The following is a 14,278-nucleotide window of genomic DNA, read 5'->3' on the forward strand; positions in this document are numbered from 1 at the left end:
GAGTCCCATGGGAACTCCGGGCGGCTTTTGACTGTTGGTTAGCTGTCAGACATCCGTCGAACCTCAAGACCGTCACCTCTGACGCAGAAGCGCGGGGGTCGCAGGAGGCACCGTGCTCACCGCGTTCGCCCGGGCGTTCAAGACGCCCGACCTGCGCAAGAAGCTGCTCTTCACGCTCGGCATCATCGTGGTCTATCGGGTGGGTACCCACATCCCGATCCCCGGTGTCGACTACACGAACGTTCAGACCTGTATGGATCAGGCCAGCGGCACCCAGGGTCTGTTCGGTCTGGTCAACATGTTCAGTGGTGGCGCGCTGTTGCAGATCACGATCTTCGCGCTGGGCATCATGCCGTACATCACGGCGAGCATCATCCTCCAGCTGCTGACCGTGGTGATCCCACGCCTGGAAGCCCTGAAGAAGGAGGGCTCGGCCGGCACTTCGAAGATCACGCAGTACACCCGCTATCTGACGGTGGCGCTGGCCATCCTCCAGGGCACCGGCCTGGTCGCGACCGCCCGCAGCGGTGCGCTGTTCAGCGGCTGCTCGGTCGGCACCCAGATCGTGCCGGACCAGTCGATCTTCACCACCATCACGATGGTCATCACCATGACCGCCGGTACGGCGATGGTCATGTGGCTCGGTGAACTCATCACCGACCGCGGCATCGGCAACGGCATGTCGATCCTGATGTTCATCTCGATCGCCGCGACCTTCCCGGCCGCGCTGTGGTCCATCAAGACCCAGGGCACGCTGGCCGACGGCTGGATCGAGTTCGGCACGGTCATCCTGGTCGGCCTGGTCATGGTCGGTCTGGTGGTCTTCGTCGAGCAGGCTCAGCGCCGTATCCCGGTCCAGTACGCGAAGCGCATGATCGGCCGCCGTTCCTACGGCGGCACGTCTACGTACATTCCGCTGAAGGTCAACCAGGCGGGCATCATCCCTGTGATCTTTGCCTCGTCGCTGCTCTACATCCCGGCTCTGATCGCCCAGTTCTCCAGCGGGACGTCCACCTGGAAGACCTGGATCGAGACGAACCTGACCAAGGGTGACCACCCGGTCTACATCAGCGTCTACTTCTTGCTGATCGTTTTCTTCGCCTTCTTCTACGTCGCGATCTCCTTCAACCCCGAAGAAGTAGCCGACAACATGAAGAAGTATGGTGGCTTCATCCCGGGCATCCGGGCTGGTCGGCCGACCGCTGAGTACCTGGGATACGTACTCAACCGGATCACCTGGCCAGGTTCGCTGTATCTGGGTCTGATCGCTCTCGTGCCGACGATGGCGTTGGTTGGTTTCGGGGCAAACCAGAACTTCCCGTTCGGTGGCACCAGCATCCTGATCATCGTGGGTGTCGGTCTGGAGACGGTGAAGCAGATTGAGAGCCAGCTCCAGCAGCGCAATTACGAAGGGTTCCTCCGCTGATGCGAATCGTCCTCGTCGGGCCGCCCGGCGCCGGCAAGGGAACGCAGGCCGCGTTTCTCGCCGCGAACCTGTCGATCCCGCACATCTCCACGGGCGACCTGTTCCGCGCCAACATCAGTCGGCAGACGGAACTCGGCAAGCTGGCGAAGTCCTACATGGACAAGGGCGAACTGGTACCGGACGAGGTCACCATCGCGATGGCCAAGGACCGCATGGAGCAGCCGGACGCGGAGAACGGCTTCCTGCTCGACGGCTTCCCTCGTAACGTCTCGCAGGCCGAGGCGCTCGACGAGATGCTGAAGAACGAGGGCATGAAGCTCGACGCGGTGCTGGACCTTGAGGTTCCCGAGGACGAGGTGGTCAAGCGGATCGCCGGCCGTCGCGTCTGCCGGAACGAATCGGCGCACGTTTTCCATGTCACGTACAAGCCGCCGAAGAAGGACGGCGTGTGCGATGTCTGTGGCGGCGAGCTATACCAGCGTGACGACGACTCCGAGGAGACCGTGCGCACGCGCCTCGAGGTCTACCACACGCAGACCGAGCCGATCATCGACTACTACAAGGCCCAGGGCCTGGTCGTCACGATCTCCGCGCTCGGCAAGGTGGAAGAGGTCACGGGGCGCGCGATGGAGGCGTTGGCTCGCGGGAGTGCGTGATCTCGCGGGGCGCGTTGAGCGGTAAGTAGTCCGTTGCTTCGGCCGCGGCACCCTGGGGGTGCCGCGGCCGAGGTGTGTGGTGGGGCCTGCGGCCCCGGGGCGCGCCGGTTGCTTGCCAGCGGGGCCTGCCTGGGGCTGAGTTGTGCCTTGGAGCGCGCCGCGGGAGGGGGAGGGACCTGGGCCGGGTTGCCGTGTCGTACGCGTGTGTGAGGCCTTGCCTGTACTGCCGTGGCGCGTGCGTCCCGGTCGGCGCGGGGGCGGGGGTGAGGCTGGTGTCCCCGGGCCGTGGGTGTCCGCTTCCGAGGGGGACCGCGGGGGCGTCGTGGTTTGGGTGCCTTGGGCCGCAGGGCAGGTGGGGGCACCCGTATCGTTGGAGTAGTCCGTTCTCTCCGGTCAAGGAAGGCCGCAGTCGCCATGGTGCAGATCAAGACCCCCGAGCAGATCGCCAAGATGCGTGAGGCGGGCCTGGTCGTCGCCGCCATCCACGCGGCAACCCGTGAGGCAGCCGTGCCCGGAGCCACCACGAAGGACCTGGACGAGGTCGCGCGCAAGGTGCTCGCCGAGCACGGGGCCAAGTCGAACTTCCTCGGGTACGGCGGATTCCCGGCCACCATCTGCACCTCGGCCAACGAGGTCGTCGTCCACGGCATCCCGGACGACAAGACCGTCCTCAAGGACGGCGACATCATCTCCATCGACGCCGGCGCGATCGTCGACGGCTGGCACGGCGACGCCGCGTACACCGCGTTCGTGGGCACCGGTCACGCCCCGGAGCTCATCGAGCTCTCCCGGGTGACCGAGGAGTCGATGTGGGCGGGCATCGCCGCGATGAAGCTGGGGAACCGGCTCGTCGACGTCTCCCGCGCCATCGAGACGTACATCCGCCGCCAGCCCAAGGTCGGCGGCGGCCGGTACGGGATCGTCGAGGACTACGGCGGCCACGGCATCGGCACCGAGATGCACATGGATCCGCACCTCTTGAACTACGTCGAGCGCCGGCGCGGCAAGGGACCCAAGCTGGTCCCGGGGTTCTGCCTCGCCATCGAGCCGATGGTGTCCCTGGGCACCCCGAAGACCGAAGTGCTTGAGGACAACTGGACCGTCATCACGACGGACGGGACCTGGTCCTCGCATTGGGAGCATTCCGTGGCGTTGACGGAGGAGGGGCCGCTTGTGTTGACGGCTCCGGATGGTGGGCGGGCGAAGTTGGGGGAGTACGGGGTTGTGGCTGCGCCGGATCCGTTGGTGTAGTCGTTCCGTGCGGGGCCCGAGGCTGCTGCGACAGGGGGGCTTCCGGCCTGGGCCGGCGCCGTATCGGGCGGTCACGACGTGCCGTGTCGGTGCCTGAGCTGCCGCGATTTCGATCTTTCTGTCGGCGGTTCGGGGCCCTCTGCTGTAGGGGTTCTGGTTAATGATCTTTGAAGTCGGGCATTCTTCCTCGATTCGTCTTTCCGGGTGCGCTGACGTAGACTGACTCGTCGGCTCTCGTGCACCCGCATGCCTGCATGCGCTCGTACGGAGTCGATCAAGGTAGTCGATTCGAAGGGCGAAGCGTGGCCAAGAAGCAAGGTGCCATCGAGATCGAGGGCACTGTCGTCGAGTCTCTTCCGAACGCAATGTTCAAGGTTGAGCTCCAGAACGGCCACCAGGTTCTGGCACACATCAGCGGCAAGATGCGTATGCACTACATCCGCATCCTCCCTGACGACAGGGTCGTGGTGGAGCTGTCTCCGTACGACCTGACGCGTGGCCGGATCGTCTACCGGTACAAGTAGATCTTGCCTGTGCCCCGCTTCCGCGGGGTGGTGGCACTGACCCGGAGAACCTCACCAATGAAGGTCAAGCCGAGCGTCAAGAAGATCTGCGACAAGTGCAGGGTGATCCGCCGTCACGGCCGGGTCATGGTCATCTGCGAAAACCCGCGCCACAAGCAGCGCCAGGGCTGACGCACGACCGACCTTCTGCTTCCGCAGATACTTCGCGCGACGCAAGTAGTACGTGTTCATACGCAGAGCCCAGGGCTGAGTCGCATCAGGCCTGACACCCCCGGTCGGAGGCCGGGGACCCGGTTCGTGCCGAATCTTCGACGTGAAGAGGACGGCGGGCGGGAACCGGCTTTGCGGAAGACCTCCGAACGACAACTGGAGCCATTGAATGGCACGCGTTTCCGGTGTTGACATCCCGCGCGAAAAGCGCGTGGAGGTTGCGCTCACCTACGTGTTCGGCATCGGCCGGACCCTCTCGCAGAAGACGCTGGCCGAGACCGGCGTCAACCCGAACACCCGCGTTCGTGACCTCTCCGAGGAGGAGCTGGTCAAGATCCGCGAGTACGTGGACGCCAACTTCAAGACCGAGGGTGACCTCCGTCGCGAGGTGCAGGCCGACATCCGCCGCAAGGTCGAGATCGGCTGCTACCAGGGTCTGCGTCACCGTCGCGGTCTGCCCGTTCACGGACAGCGCACCAGCACGAACGCTCGTACCCGCAAGGGCCCGCGTCGCGCGATCGCCGGTAAGAAGAAGCCGGGCAAGAAGTAGTCCTCAGCGGACAACGCTTCATCAGCGGTCTTCGCTGTAGGACCGACCACCTCCCCGTAGGAGTTATAGATGCCCCCCAAGGGTCGTCAGGGCGCTGCCAAGAAGGTGCGCCGCAAGGAAAAGAAGAACGTCGCTCATGGGCACGCCCACATCAAGAGCACGTTCAACAACACGATCGTCTCGATCACGGACCCCGCGGGCAACGTGATCTCCTGGGCCTCCGCCGGCCACGTCGGCTTCAAGGGCTCGCGCAAGTCCACCCCCTTCGCCGCGCAGATGGCCGCCGAGTCGGCCGCCCGTCGCGCGCAGGAGCACGGCATGCGCAAGGTTGACGTCTTCGTGAAGGGCCCGGGCTCCGGTCGCGAGACCGCGATCCGTTCCCTCCAGGCCACTGGCCTCGAGGTCGGCTCCATCCAGGACGTCACCCCCACCCCGCACAACGGCTGCCGTCCGCCCAAGCGCCGCCGCGTCTGACGCACGGTTGTCTTAGTTTTCCGGGGGTCCGGGCGGTATGGCCTTTTGGGGCCGTGCCGCCCGTACCCTTGTAGCTGGAACACATCGGGCTACCACCCGGTGGCAAGGGCATCAAATAGTGGGTGCCCCTGACTGAAGGACTCCTTCATGCTTATTGCTCAGCGCCCGTCGCTGACCGAAGAGGTCGTCGACGAGTTCCGCTCCCGGTTCGTGATCGAGCCGCTGGAGCCGGGCTTCGGCTACACCCTCGGCAATTCCCTGCGTCGTACGCTCCTCTCCTCGATCCCGGGTGCGGCGGTCACGTCCATCCGCGTCGACGGTGTCCTGCACGAGTTCACCACCGTGCCGGGCGTCAAGGAGGACGTCACCGACCTGATCCTCAACATCAAGCAGCTCGTCGTGAGCAGTGAGCACGATGAGCCGGTCGTGATGTACCTGCGTAAGCAGGGTCCGGGTCTGGTCACCGCCGCCGACATCGCGCCCCCGGCCGGTGTCGAGGTGCACAACCCCGACCTCGTCCTCGCCACGCTGAACGGCAAGGGCAAGCTGGAGATGGAGCTGACCGTCGAGCGCGGTCGCGGCTACGTCTCCGCCGTTCAGAACAAGCAGGTCGGTCAGGAGATCGGTCGTATTCCGGTCGACTCGATCTACTCGCCGGTTCTGAAGGTCACGTACAAGGTCGAGGCCACGCGTGTCGAGCAGCGGACCGACTTCGACAAGCTGATCGTCGACGTCGAGACCAAGCAGGCGATGCGCCCGCGTGACGCCATGGCGTCTGCGGGTAAGACGCTGGTCGAGCTGTTCGGGCTTGCCCGTGAGCTCAACATCGACGCCGAGGGCATCGACATGGGACCGTCCCCGACGGACGCCGCCCTTGCCGCTGATCTCGCCCTGCCGATCGAGGAGCTCGAGCTCACCGTTCGGTCCTACAACTGCCTCAAGCGTGAGGGCATCCACTCCGTGGGTGAGCTCGTCGCACGCTCCGAGGCCGACCTCCTCGACATTCGTAACTTCGGTGCGAAGTCCATCGACGAGGTCAAGGCGAAGCTGGCCGGCATGGGCCTGGCCCTCAAGGACAGCCCGCCCGGATTCGACCCGACCGCAGCCGCCGACGCCTTTGGCGCCGACGACGACGTGGACGCGGGTTTCGTGGAGACCGAGCAGTACTGACCGACCAGTACTGCTCGGGAGCCACACCTCCGGGACCTTTCGGGGCCCCGGATCTCCGACAGGCGATCGCCTGCTCGGACACTGACCTCGGTACCTGATACGGCCGGGGCAGATACGAAGGAGAAACACCATGCCGAAGCCCGCCAAGGGTGCCCGTCTGGGCGGCAGCGCCGCGCACGAGAAGCTGCTCCTCGCGAACCTTGCGAAGTCGCTCTTCGAGCACGGCCGCATCACCACCACGGAGGCGAAGGCCCGGCGCCTGCGCCCGTACGCGGAGCGTCTGGTCACCAAGGCGAAGAAGGGTGACCTTCACAACCGCCGCCAGGTGCTCACGGTGATCACGGACAAGAGCATCGTGCACACGCTCTTCACCGAGATCGGCCCGCGTTACGAGAACCGTCCGGGTGGCTACACCCGTATCACCAAGATCGGTAACCGCCGTGGCGACAACGCGCCCATGGCTGTCATCGAGCTGGTGGAGGCGCTGACCGTGGCCCAGGCGGCCACCGGTGAGGCCGAGGCGGCGACGAAGCGTGCCGTCAAGGAAGACGTCCTCAAGAAGGACGACGCCCCGAAGGACGCCCCGGTCGAGACCGAGGCTGCCGACGAGGTCGTCGAGGATGCGAAGCCGGCTGCGGCCGAGGGCGACGAGTCCAAGGACGCCGAGTCCAAGGACGCCTGAGCTTCTGCTCGTGTCTGAGCGGGTCCGCCCCCTTCGGGGCGGGCCCGCTTTCGCGTTCCCCCGGTGGGGGCTGGGGGCCGTGCGCGGCTGCGGTCCGGCTGGGCGGCATGCTGCTGTCCCCGTCGTCCTGCTGTCCCCGTCGTCCTGAGAGGATCTGTCTGTGAGTGATGAAGCAGAAACTGGGTTTGTGCGGGTGCGGCTGGATCTGGGGTATGACGGGCGGGAGTTCTCCGGGTGGGCCAAGCAGGCCAGTGGGCGTAGGACCGTGCAGGGGGAGATCGAGGATGCCCTGCGGACGGTGACGCGGTCGGGGGACGTCACGTATGAGCTGACCGTGGCCGGGCGGACCGACGCCGGGGTGCACGCACGGGGGCAGGTGGCGCATGTCGATCTGCCCGAGGACGTGTGGGGCGAGCACCGGGAGAAGCTGCTGAAGCGGCTGGCCGGGAGACTGCCGAAGGACGTGCGGGTCTGGTCGCTGGCCGAGGCGCCCAGTGGGTTCAATGCCCGGTTCTCGGCGGTCTGGCGGCGGTATGCGTACCGGGTGACCGACAGCCCCGGTGGCGTCGATCCGCTGCTGCGGGGCCACGTCCTGTGGCACGACTGGCCGCTCGACGTGGACGCCATGAACGAGGCCGCCCAACTCCTTCTCGGAGAGCACGACTTCGCCGCCTACTGCAAGAAGCGGGAGGGGGCCACGACCATTCGTACGCTGCAGGAGCTGAGCCTCGTGCGCGGGGGTGACGGGATCATCACCGCGACGGTTCGCGCCGACGCCTTCTGCCACAACATGGTGCGGTCGCTGATCGGGGCGCTGCTGTTCGTGGGGGACGGGCATCGGGGGCCCGAGTGGCCCGGGAAGGTACTGGGTGCCGGCGTACGGGACTCGGCCGTTCATGTCGTACGGCCGCACGGGCTGACGCTCGAAGAAGTCGGTTACCCGGCCGACGAGTTGCTGGCCGCGCGGAGCAAGGAGGCGCGGAACAAGCGGACGTTGCCGTCGGCGGGATGCTGCTGACCGGCTGACCTGCTGGCTGACGGGAAGGCCGGCTGACGGGAAGACCGGAAGGCCGACATACCGGCAGACCCACAGACCGACCGTGCGCCCGCGTGACCGGGGGTGTGGGTAGCGGTGGCCTGCCAGCATTGCGTGGTGGACTACCGCGTTGCGTGGCGGTCCACCGCCTTGCGTGGTGGTCCACCGCGTTGCGTGGCGGTCCACCGCCTTGCGTGGTGGACTACCGCGTTGCCCGTAGGCCTACTCGTTGGCCGCCGCCGACGCCTGGGTCTCGCCGCGCTGGCGGATCTGGCGGAAGGCGAACTCGGCGAGGTCGTCCCCGGTCGTGAAGACCGCGGTGTCCTTCGTGGTCACATCCTTGCCGTTGGTGAAGCCGGCGAGGGTGAAGTAGGCGTAGCGGCCGTAGGAGTTGGTGGTCGAGCGGCACACCGCGGAGTTGCAGAAGGCCTTGACGTCGCCGCCGGAGAGCGAGGCCAAGATGCTCTTGGCGTCCGCCTCGCCCTTGGCCTTGGTCGCCTGGGCCTCGGTGTCGAAGACGGCGATGCCGACCGTCGCCGCGACGCCGTCCTTGGTGTAGGTGATGCGCATGAGGCGCGTGCAGTCGTTCTTGGTGAGGATCGTGGCGAGCGTGCCCTTCGCGGCCGAGGCGCAGTTCGTCGTGTCGGACTTCTGGCCCTTGAGGTAGACACGGTCAACCAGGGTCAGCGACGAACCGGGGAAGAGGATGTCCGGGCTGAGCGGTGCTGTGTCCTTCTTCACGCTGGATATGAACTCCTCCGGGTCCAGCGGCGGGGGGGCCGAGGTCGGCTCGAAGGACGGTGTGAGCCCGGTCGTGCCGCTCGGGATGTCCGCGGTGGCGGGCAGGTTGCTGGGCGAGTCCGCGGCCTGGCTGGTGCCGTTCGCGGACACCACAGTCACCGCGACGGCGACGCCGACCGCGACAGTGGCGAGCGCTCCGCCGCAGATCAGCAGTAGTCTGCGGCGTTTGTTGCGCGACTCGGAGGCGTCGGCGAGCGCCGCCCAGTCCGGAGTCCGGTCGTCCGACTGGCTGACCCACTGAGGCCGCTGCGATCCCGAATTCCAGGGATCCCACGGGGGCTGCCCCTGCCCACCCTGCCCATAGCTCATGCGCCGCATCTTAGACGGGCGTTGGGGTGTGTCGTTCCGCTTCGCCGGGCGCTTGAGACTCTGGTGTGACCTGACCGCGTACGGCAAAAGTGACATCTCCGGGTGGTTGGTACGTCACGTCACCCGGCGTGCGGGGGCCGCTCTGATTTCGTACATTCGTACGAGACATGGTCGGCGCAGGTGTCGGCCCCGGGGACGCGTTTTGACCCGTCCGGGGCAGCCCAGGTACGCTGAACCTTCGTTATGTGTATTGGCTTGCTCATTCTCACGTGAGAGGCCCTTACACCGGTCCACCGGGGCCGATGACCAGCGACCAGCACGCGGTATGCGTCACCGCAGTGCGGTCAGGGCTGTCGTGATCGTCCGTGGTGGCCATGTCAGGACCCACTCACTGAAGAAGCGAAGGCTACGACCGTGCGTACGTTCAGCCCCAAGCCCGGCGACATCACTCGCCAGTGGTACGTCATCGACGCTCAGGATGTCGTCCTGGGCCGTCTGGCAACCACTGCCGCGACCATTCTGCGGGGCAAGCACAAGCCGATTTACGCCCCTCACGTCGATGCTGGTGACTTCGTCATCATCATCAACGCCGACAAGGTGCACCTCTCCGGCAACAAGAAGACCCAGAAGATGGCGTACCGCCACTCCGGTTACCCGGGTGGTCTGCGCTCCGTCCGTTACGACGAGCTGCTGGCGAAGAACCCCGAGAAGGCCGTCGAGAAGGCCATCAAGGGCATGATCCCCAAGAACACCCTGGGCCGTCAGTGCCTCTCGAAGCTGAAGGTCTACTCGGGCGACCAGCACCCCCACGCTGCCCAGCAGCCGGTGCCGTTCGAGATCACCCAGGTCGCGCAGTAGTTCCGGCCACCCCCTAAGACAAAGAGAATCTGAGGAAAATCGTGGCCGAGACCACCGCTGAGCAGCCGGTCGAAGAAACTGAGACCGAGCTCGTCGAGAACGTTGAGAACGTCGAGAGCTACACCACCGAGTCCGAGGTGCCCGTCGAGGGCGAGTACACCTCGGAGTCGCTCGCGGGCCGCTTCGGCGACCCGCAGCCGGCCGCCGGCCTGGGCCGTCGCAAGGAAGCCATCGCCCGCGTCCGGATCGTCCCGGGCACCGGCAAGTGGAAGATCAACGGTCGCACCCTTGAGGAGTACTTCCCCAACAAGGTGCACCAGCAGGAAGTCAACGAGCCCTTCAAGGTGCTCGAGCTCGACAACCGCTACGACGTTGTCGCCCGCATCACGGGTGGCGGCGTCTCCGGTCAGGCCGGTGCGCTCCGTCTCGGTGTCGCCCGCGCACTGAACGAGGCCGACGTCGACAACAACCGCGGCGCCCTCAAGAAGGCCGGCTTCCTCAAGCGCGACGACCGTGCGGTCGAGCGCAAGAAGGCCGGTCTCAAGAAGGCCCGTAAGGCCCCGCAGTACAGCAAGCGTTAATCTTCGCTGCCTGCTCGTACGCGTAGCATGTGTGATCAGTCGAGCACGTGGAGTTACGCGTAGTACGTCCGAACGCCCCGGCGGCACGCCACAGTGCCGCCGGGGCGTTCGTTTATCACGGCCTTAGGCGTATAACGGCACAAGGTGCTCAAAGGCTCGTGTGATCGGATGACTTCCGAATTCTGAAGCTTCCTCAGGAGGACAAGTGGGACGACTCTTCGGCACGGACGGCGTGCGCGGTGTCGCCAACGCGGATCTGACGGCCGAGCTCGCGCTCGGTCTGTCCGTCGCGGCGGCGCACGTACTGGCCGAGGCGGGCACGTTCGAAGGCCACCGGGCGGTCGCCGTGGTCGGTCGTGATCCGCGTGCGTCCGGGGAGTTCCTGGAGGCCGCCGTGGTCGCCGGTCTGGCCAGCGCGGGCGTGGACGTCCTGCGCGTCGGTGTGCTGCCCACCCCTGCGGTGGCGTACCTCACCGGCGCGCTGGGCGCCGACCTCGGCGTGATGCTCTCCGCCAGCCACAACGCCATGCCCGACAACGGCATCAAGTTCTTCGCACGAGGTGGCCACAAGCTCGCCGACGAGCTGGAGGACCGGATCGAGGGCGTCTACGAGGAGCACCGCACCGGCGCTCCCTGGGACCGGCCGACCGGCTCGGGCGTGGGGCGCGTGCGCTCGTACGACGAGGGCTTCGACCAGTACGTCGCCCACCTGGTCGCCGTACTCCCGAACCGTATCGACGGTCTGAAGGTCGTCCTGGACGAGGCGCACGGTGCCGCCGCCCGGGTGTCGCCCGAGGCCTTCACGCGGGCCGGCGCCGAGATCATCACGATCGGTGCCGAGCCGGACGGGCTCAACATCAACGACGGGTGTGGCTCCACCCACCTGGAGAAACTCCAGGCCGCCGTTCTCGAACACGGCGCCGACCTCGGCATCGCGCACGACGGCGACGCCGACCGCTGCCTCGCCGTGGACCACACGGGTGCCGAGGTGGACGGCGACCAGATTCTGGCTGTTCTCGCGCTGGCGATGCGGGAGCGTTCCGCACTGCGCTCCGACACCGTTGTCGCGACTGTCATGTCCAATCTGGGGTTCAAGCTCGCCATGGAGCGCGAGGGACTGTCCTTCGTGCAGACGGCGGTCGGTGACCGTTACGTCCTTGAGGCCATGAAGGAGCACGGGTACGCGCTCGGTGGCGAGCAGTCCGGGCACGTGATCATCCTCGACCACGCCACCACCGGCGACGGCACGCTGACCGGGCTGCTCCTCGCGGCCCGGGTCGCCCAGTCCGGCCGTACGCTGCGGGATCTCGCGTCCGTCATGGAGCGGCTGCCGCAGGTGCTCATCAATGTGCCGGACGTCGACAGATCGCGGGTGGGCACCTCGGCCGAGCTGGCGACGGCCGTTGCCGACGCCGAGCGTGAACTCGGTTCCACGGGGCGGGTGTTGCTCCGTCCCTCCGGCACCGAGCCGCTCGTACGGGTGATGGTCGAGGCCGCCGACATCGACCACGCGCGGTCGGTGGCGGGGCGGCTTGCGGACGCGGTGAAGTCTGCGCTCGGTTAGGACCTGTCGCAGGGGCGCGGATGCGGTGAAGTTCGCGCTGGGTTAGATCTGTCGCAGGGGCGCGGACGGCGTGAAGTCCGCGCTGGGTTAGGACCTGTCTCAGGGGCGCGGGCGCCGTTGAAGTCCGCGCTGGGTTAGGCCTGTCCCAGGAGCGCGGGCGCGGTGAAGTCCGCGCTCGGCTAAGCCACTTCGGGTGTGTGCGCGCTGTTTCGCCCAGAACCATTTCTGGGCGAGCAGCGTGAGCGTGCCGGCGGCGACGATGCCGCCGAGGTTGGCGAGGAGCTGCCAGGTGGAGCCCCACGTCTGGGAGTAGTCCGTATAGCTGAAGGCCACGGCGGCGTTGGCGGCCGCCGGGACCGTCGTCACCGAGATCGCGACGCCGATCAGGGCGCCCGACTTCGCGGACGTGAGGGACAGGGTGCCCGCGATGCCCGCCAGGAAGGCCACGACGAAGGACATCCAGTCGGGCTTCCAGATGAAGGCCGTGTTCGGCCGGGCGGCCTTCTCCATCGACCTCTCGAACAGCCCGAGCGCGTCCAGCAGCCAACTGAAGCCCGCCGTCAGCACCATGGCGACGGCGAACCCGGCGAGCAGTGCCCACAGCGACCGCCACACCAGGTGCGGGGCGCGCCGCACCAACGCCGTGGAGATCCCCGCGAGCGGCCCGAACTCCGGGCCCACGGCCATCGCGCCGACGATCAGGATCGCGTTGTCGAGCATCACACCGCAGGCGGCGAGCATCGTCGCGATCGCCAGGAGACCCACGTAGGTGACGGTGAGCGTCGATTCCTCGTGTGTCGCGTCCGCGAGGTGTTCCCACAGCACCGCGTCCACACCCTCGCCCGGCGCCTCGTCCGCCGCCTTGTCGGCGCGCATGGAGAGCGACAGGTCGATGTTCTCGATGGCGATCGACCCGGTCTTGTCGAGATCCAAGTCACGCAGGGCGCCGATGAGTTCGTCGCCCGCCTCACGTGCGACGTCGACCATCACGACGTCTCCGGCCGGGTTGCGGGCGGTACCGGGCATGACCACGAGGTGGGCGGTGCCGACCGTGTTCTCGATCAGGCGTAGGACTTCGTCGGTGCGGTCGGGTGGGGTGATGAGGCGGAGATGCAGCATGCCCGCAGCGTAGTCACAGCTTGCGCAGGCTCAGCTTCTGCACCTTGTGGTCCGGACCCTTGCGGATGACCAGCGTTGCGCGGCCGCGGGTCGGGGCCACGTTCTCCAGGAGATTGACCTTGTTGATGGTCCGCCAGGTCGTACGGGCGTAGTCGAGGGCCTCCTCCTCGGAGACCTGGGTGTACTTGCGGAAGAACGAGGAGGGGTCCTGGAAGGCGGTGGCGCGGAGTTTGCGGAAGCGGTTGAGGTACCAGGCCTCGATGTCCTCGGCGCGGGCGTCGACGTACACGCTGAAGTCGAAGTAGTCGGCGAGGCCGACGCGGGTGCGGCCGTCCTGGCCGGGGAGGGCGGGCTGCAGGACGTTCAGGCCCTCGACGATCAGGATGTCCGGGCGGCGGACCGTGAGGCGCCGGCCGGGGACGATGTCGTAGATGAGGTGTGAGTAGACGGGGGCCGTCACCTCGTCCTTGCCCGCCTTGATGTCCGCGACGAACCGGGTGAGCGCCCGACGGTCGTACGACTCGGGGAAGCCCTTCCGCGACATCAGGCCGCGCGCCTCCAACTCCTTGGTGGGGAGCAGGAAGCCGTCCGTGGTGACCAGCTCGACGCGCGGGTGTTCGGGCCAGCGGGAGAGCAGGGCCTGGAGGAGACGGGCGACCGTGGACTTGCCGACGGCCACCGAGCCGGCGACGCCTATGACGAAGGGCGTGCCGGACTGGGAACCCTTCTCGCCGAGGAAGGTGTTCAGGGCGCCGCGCAGGCCGTCGGTCGCGCCTACGTAGAGGTTGAGGAGGCGGCTCAGCGGGAGGTAGATGTCCCGCACCTCGTCGAGGTCGATGACATCGCCGAGACCGCGCAGCTTCTCGACCTCCTCGGCGTTCAGCGGGAGCGGCGTCTTTTCGCGCAGCGCGCTCCACTCGGCACGGGTGAGGTCGACGTAGGGAGTCGCCTCCGGCCTGGGCCGGTGGGCGCTCCGGGGGATCGAGGAGACCGGAGAGATCACACTCCATTGTTACGGGAGTGTGGACGGGGTTGCGCGTGGGGTGCGTCACGCTCCGCTTCCCACC

General features: G+C 66.9%; 16 protein-coding genes. 13 read left to right on the plus strand and 3 right to left on the minus strand.

What is annotated here, in order from left to right; translation table 11 throughout:
• Positions 1–112: 112 nt before the first annotated feature.
• From secY to truA, 10 genes are all read left to right on the plus strand, one after another.
• Positions 113–1,426: a preprotein translocase subunit SecY gene (gene secY, locus ACFWP7_RS12860; protein WP_384380426.1), complete on the plus strand. Its 1,314-nt coding sequence runs from the start codon at positions 113–115 to the stop codon at positions 1,424–1,426.
• Positions 1,426–2,082 carry an adenylate kinase gene (locus tag ACFWP7_RS12865; protein ID WP_384380429.1) on the plus strand — a complete coding sequence of 219 codons (657 nt, stop codon included), beginning with the start codon at positions 1,426–1,428 and terminating at the stop codon, positions 2,080–2,082. Before secY ends, ACFWP7_RS12865 begins: the two co-directional genes overlap by 1 nt.
• A 414-nt stretch (positions 2,083–2,496) precedes the next feature.
• Positions 2,497–3,333 carry a type I methionyl aminopeptidase gene (gene map / locus ACFWP7_RS12870; RefSeq protein ID WP_384380431.1) on the plus strand — a complete coding sequence of 279 codons (837 nt, stop codon included), beginning with the start codon at positions 2,497–2,499 and terminating at the stop codon, positions 3,331–3,333.
• A 302-nt stretch (positions 3,334–3,635) separates the two neighbouring features.
• The gene (gene infA / locus ACFWP7_RS12875; RefSeq protein ID WP_003948620.1) at positions 3,636–3,857 is read left to right on the plus strand and encodes a translation initiation factor IF-1; all 222 of its coding nucleotides are present in this window, start codon (positions 3,636–3,638) and stop codon (positions 3,855–3,857) included.
• A 57-nt stretch (positions 3,858–3,914) separates the two neighbouring features.
• A complete protein-coding gene (gene rpmJ, locus ACFWP7_RS12880) occupies positions 3,915–4,028 on the plus strand; it encodes a 50S ribosomal protein L36 (RefSeq protein ID WP_003998809.1) in 114 nt (37 codons plus the stop codon).
• A gap of 208 nt (positions 4,029–4,236) precedes the next feature.
• A complete protein-coding gene (gene rpsM / locus ACFWP7_RS12885) occupies positions 4,237–4,617 on the plus strand; it encodes a 30S ribosomal protein S13 (RefSeq protein ID WP_384380434.1) in 381 nt (126 codons plus the stop codon).
• A gap of 69 nt (positions 4,618–4,686) precedes the next feature.
• Positions 4,687–5,091, plus strand: a complete 405-nt coding sequence (rpsK, locus tag ACFWP7_RS12890) for a 30S ribosomal protein S11 (protein ID WP_006376016.1) — start codon at positions 4,687–4,689, stop codon at positions 5,089–5,091.
• Between the two features lie 147 nt (positions 5,092–5,238).
• On the plus strand, positions 5,239–6,261 hold the full coding sequence (locus ACFWP7_RS12895) for a DNA-directed RNA polymerase subunit alpha (protein ID WP_046583607.1): 1,023 nt from the start codon (positions 5,239–5,241) through the stop codon (positions 6,259–6,261).
• 130 nt (positions 6,262–6,391) lie between these two features.
• A complete protein-coding gene (gene rplQ / locus ACFWP7_RS12900) occupies positions 6,392–6,943 on the plus strand; it encodes a 50S ribosomal protein L17 (RefSeq protein WP_384380439.1) in 552 nt (183 codons plus the stop codon).
• A gap of 160 nt (positions 6,944–7,103) precedes the next feature.
• Complete coding sequence (gene truA, locus ACFWP7_RS12905; RefSeq protein ID WP_384380442.1) at positions 7,104–7,961, plus strand: tRNA pseudouridine(38-40) synthase TruA; 858 nt, start codon at positions 7,104–7,106, stop codon at positions 7,959–7,961.
• 240 nt (positions 7,962–8,201) lie between these two features.
• Here the strand turns inward: truA and ACFWP7_RS12910 are convergent, their stop codons facing one another.
• The gene (locus ACFWP7_RS12910) at positions 8,202–9,089 is read right to left on the minus strand and encodes a hypothetical protein (RefSeq protein WP_384380445.1); all 888 of its coding nucleotides are present in this window, start codon (positions 9,087–9,089) and stop codon (positions 8,202–8,204) included.
• 414 nt (positions 9,090–9,503) lie between these two features.
• Between ACFWP7_RS12910 and rplM the strand changes: the two genes are divergently transcribed.
• The 3 genes from rplM (at position 9,504) to glmM (ending at position 12,092) form a co-directional block, all read left to right on the plus strand.
• Positions 9,504–9,947 carry a 50S ribosomal protein L13 gene (rplM, locus tag ACFWP7_RS12915; RefSeq protein ID WP_365436862.1) on the plus strand — a complete coding sequence of 148 codons (444 nt, stop codon included), beginning with the start codon at positions 9,504–9,506 and terminating at the stop codon, positions 9,945–9,947.
• Positions 9,948–9,988: 41 nt separating this feature from the next.
• Entirely contained in the window at positions 9,989–10,528 is a 540-nt protein-coding gene (gene rpsI, locus ACFWP7_RS12920) for a 30S ribosomal protein S9 (RefSeq protein ID WP_384380449.1), read from the plus strand.
• A gap of 205 nt (positions 10,529–10,733) precedes the next feature.
• On the plus strand, positions 10,734–12,092 hold the full coding sequence (gene glmM, locus ACFWP7_RS12925) for a phosphoglucosamine mutase (RefSeq protein WP_384380452.1): 1,359 nt from the start codon (positions 10,734–10,736) through the stop codon (positions 12,090–12,092).
• 99 nt (positions 12,093–12,191) lie between these two features.
• Here glmM and ACFWP7_RS12930 read toward each other — a convergent pair whose 3' ends face one another.
• Entirely contained in the window at positions 12,192–13,211 is a 1,020-nt protein-coding gene (locus ACFWP7_RS12930) for a DUF389 domain-containing protein (protein WP_384380455.1), read from the minus strand.
• A gap of 13 nt (positions 13,212–13,224) precedes the next feature.
• Positions 13,225–14,214: a type I pantothenate kinase gene (gene coaA, locus ACFWP7_RS12935; protein ID WP_384380458.1), complete on the minus strand. Its 990-nt coding sequence runs from the start codon at positions 14,212–14,214 to the stop codon at positions 13,225–13,227.
• Positions 14,215–14,278 lie beyond the last annotated feature (64 nt).

Origin of the sequence: Streptomyces sp. NPDC058470 (assembly GCF_042721055.1) — a bacterium.
GTDB lineage: Bacteria > Actinomycetota > Actinomycetes > Streptomycetales > Streptomycetaceae > Streptomyces.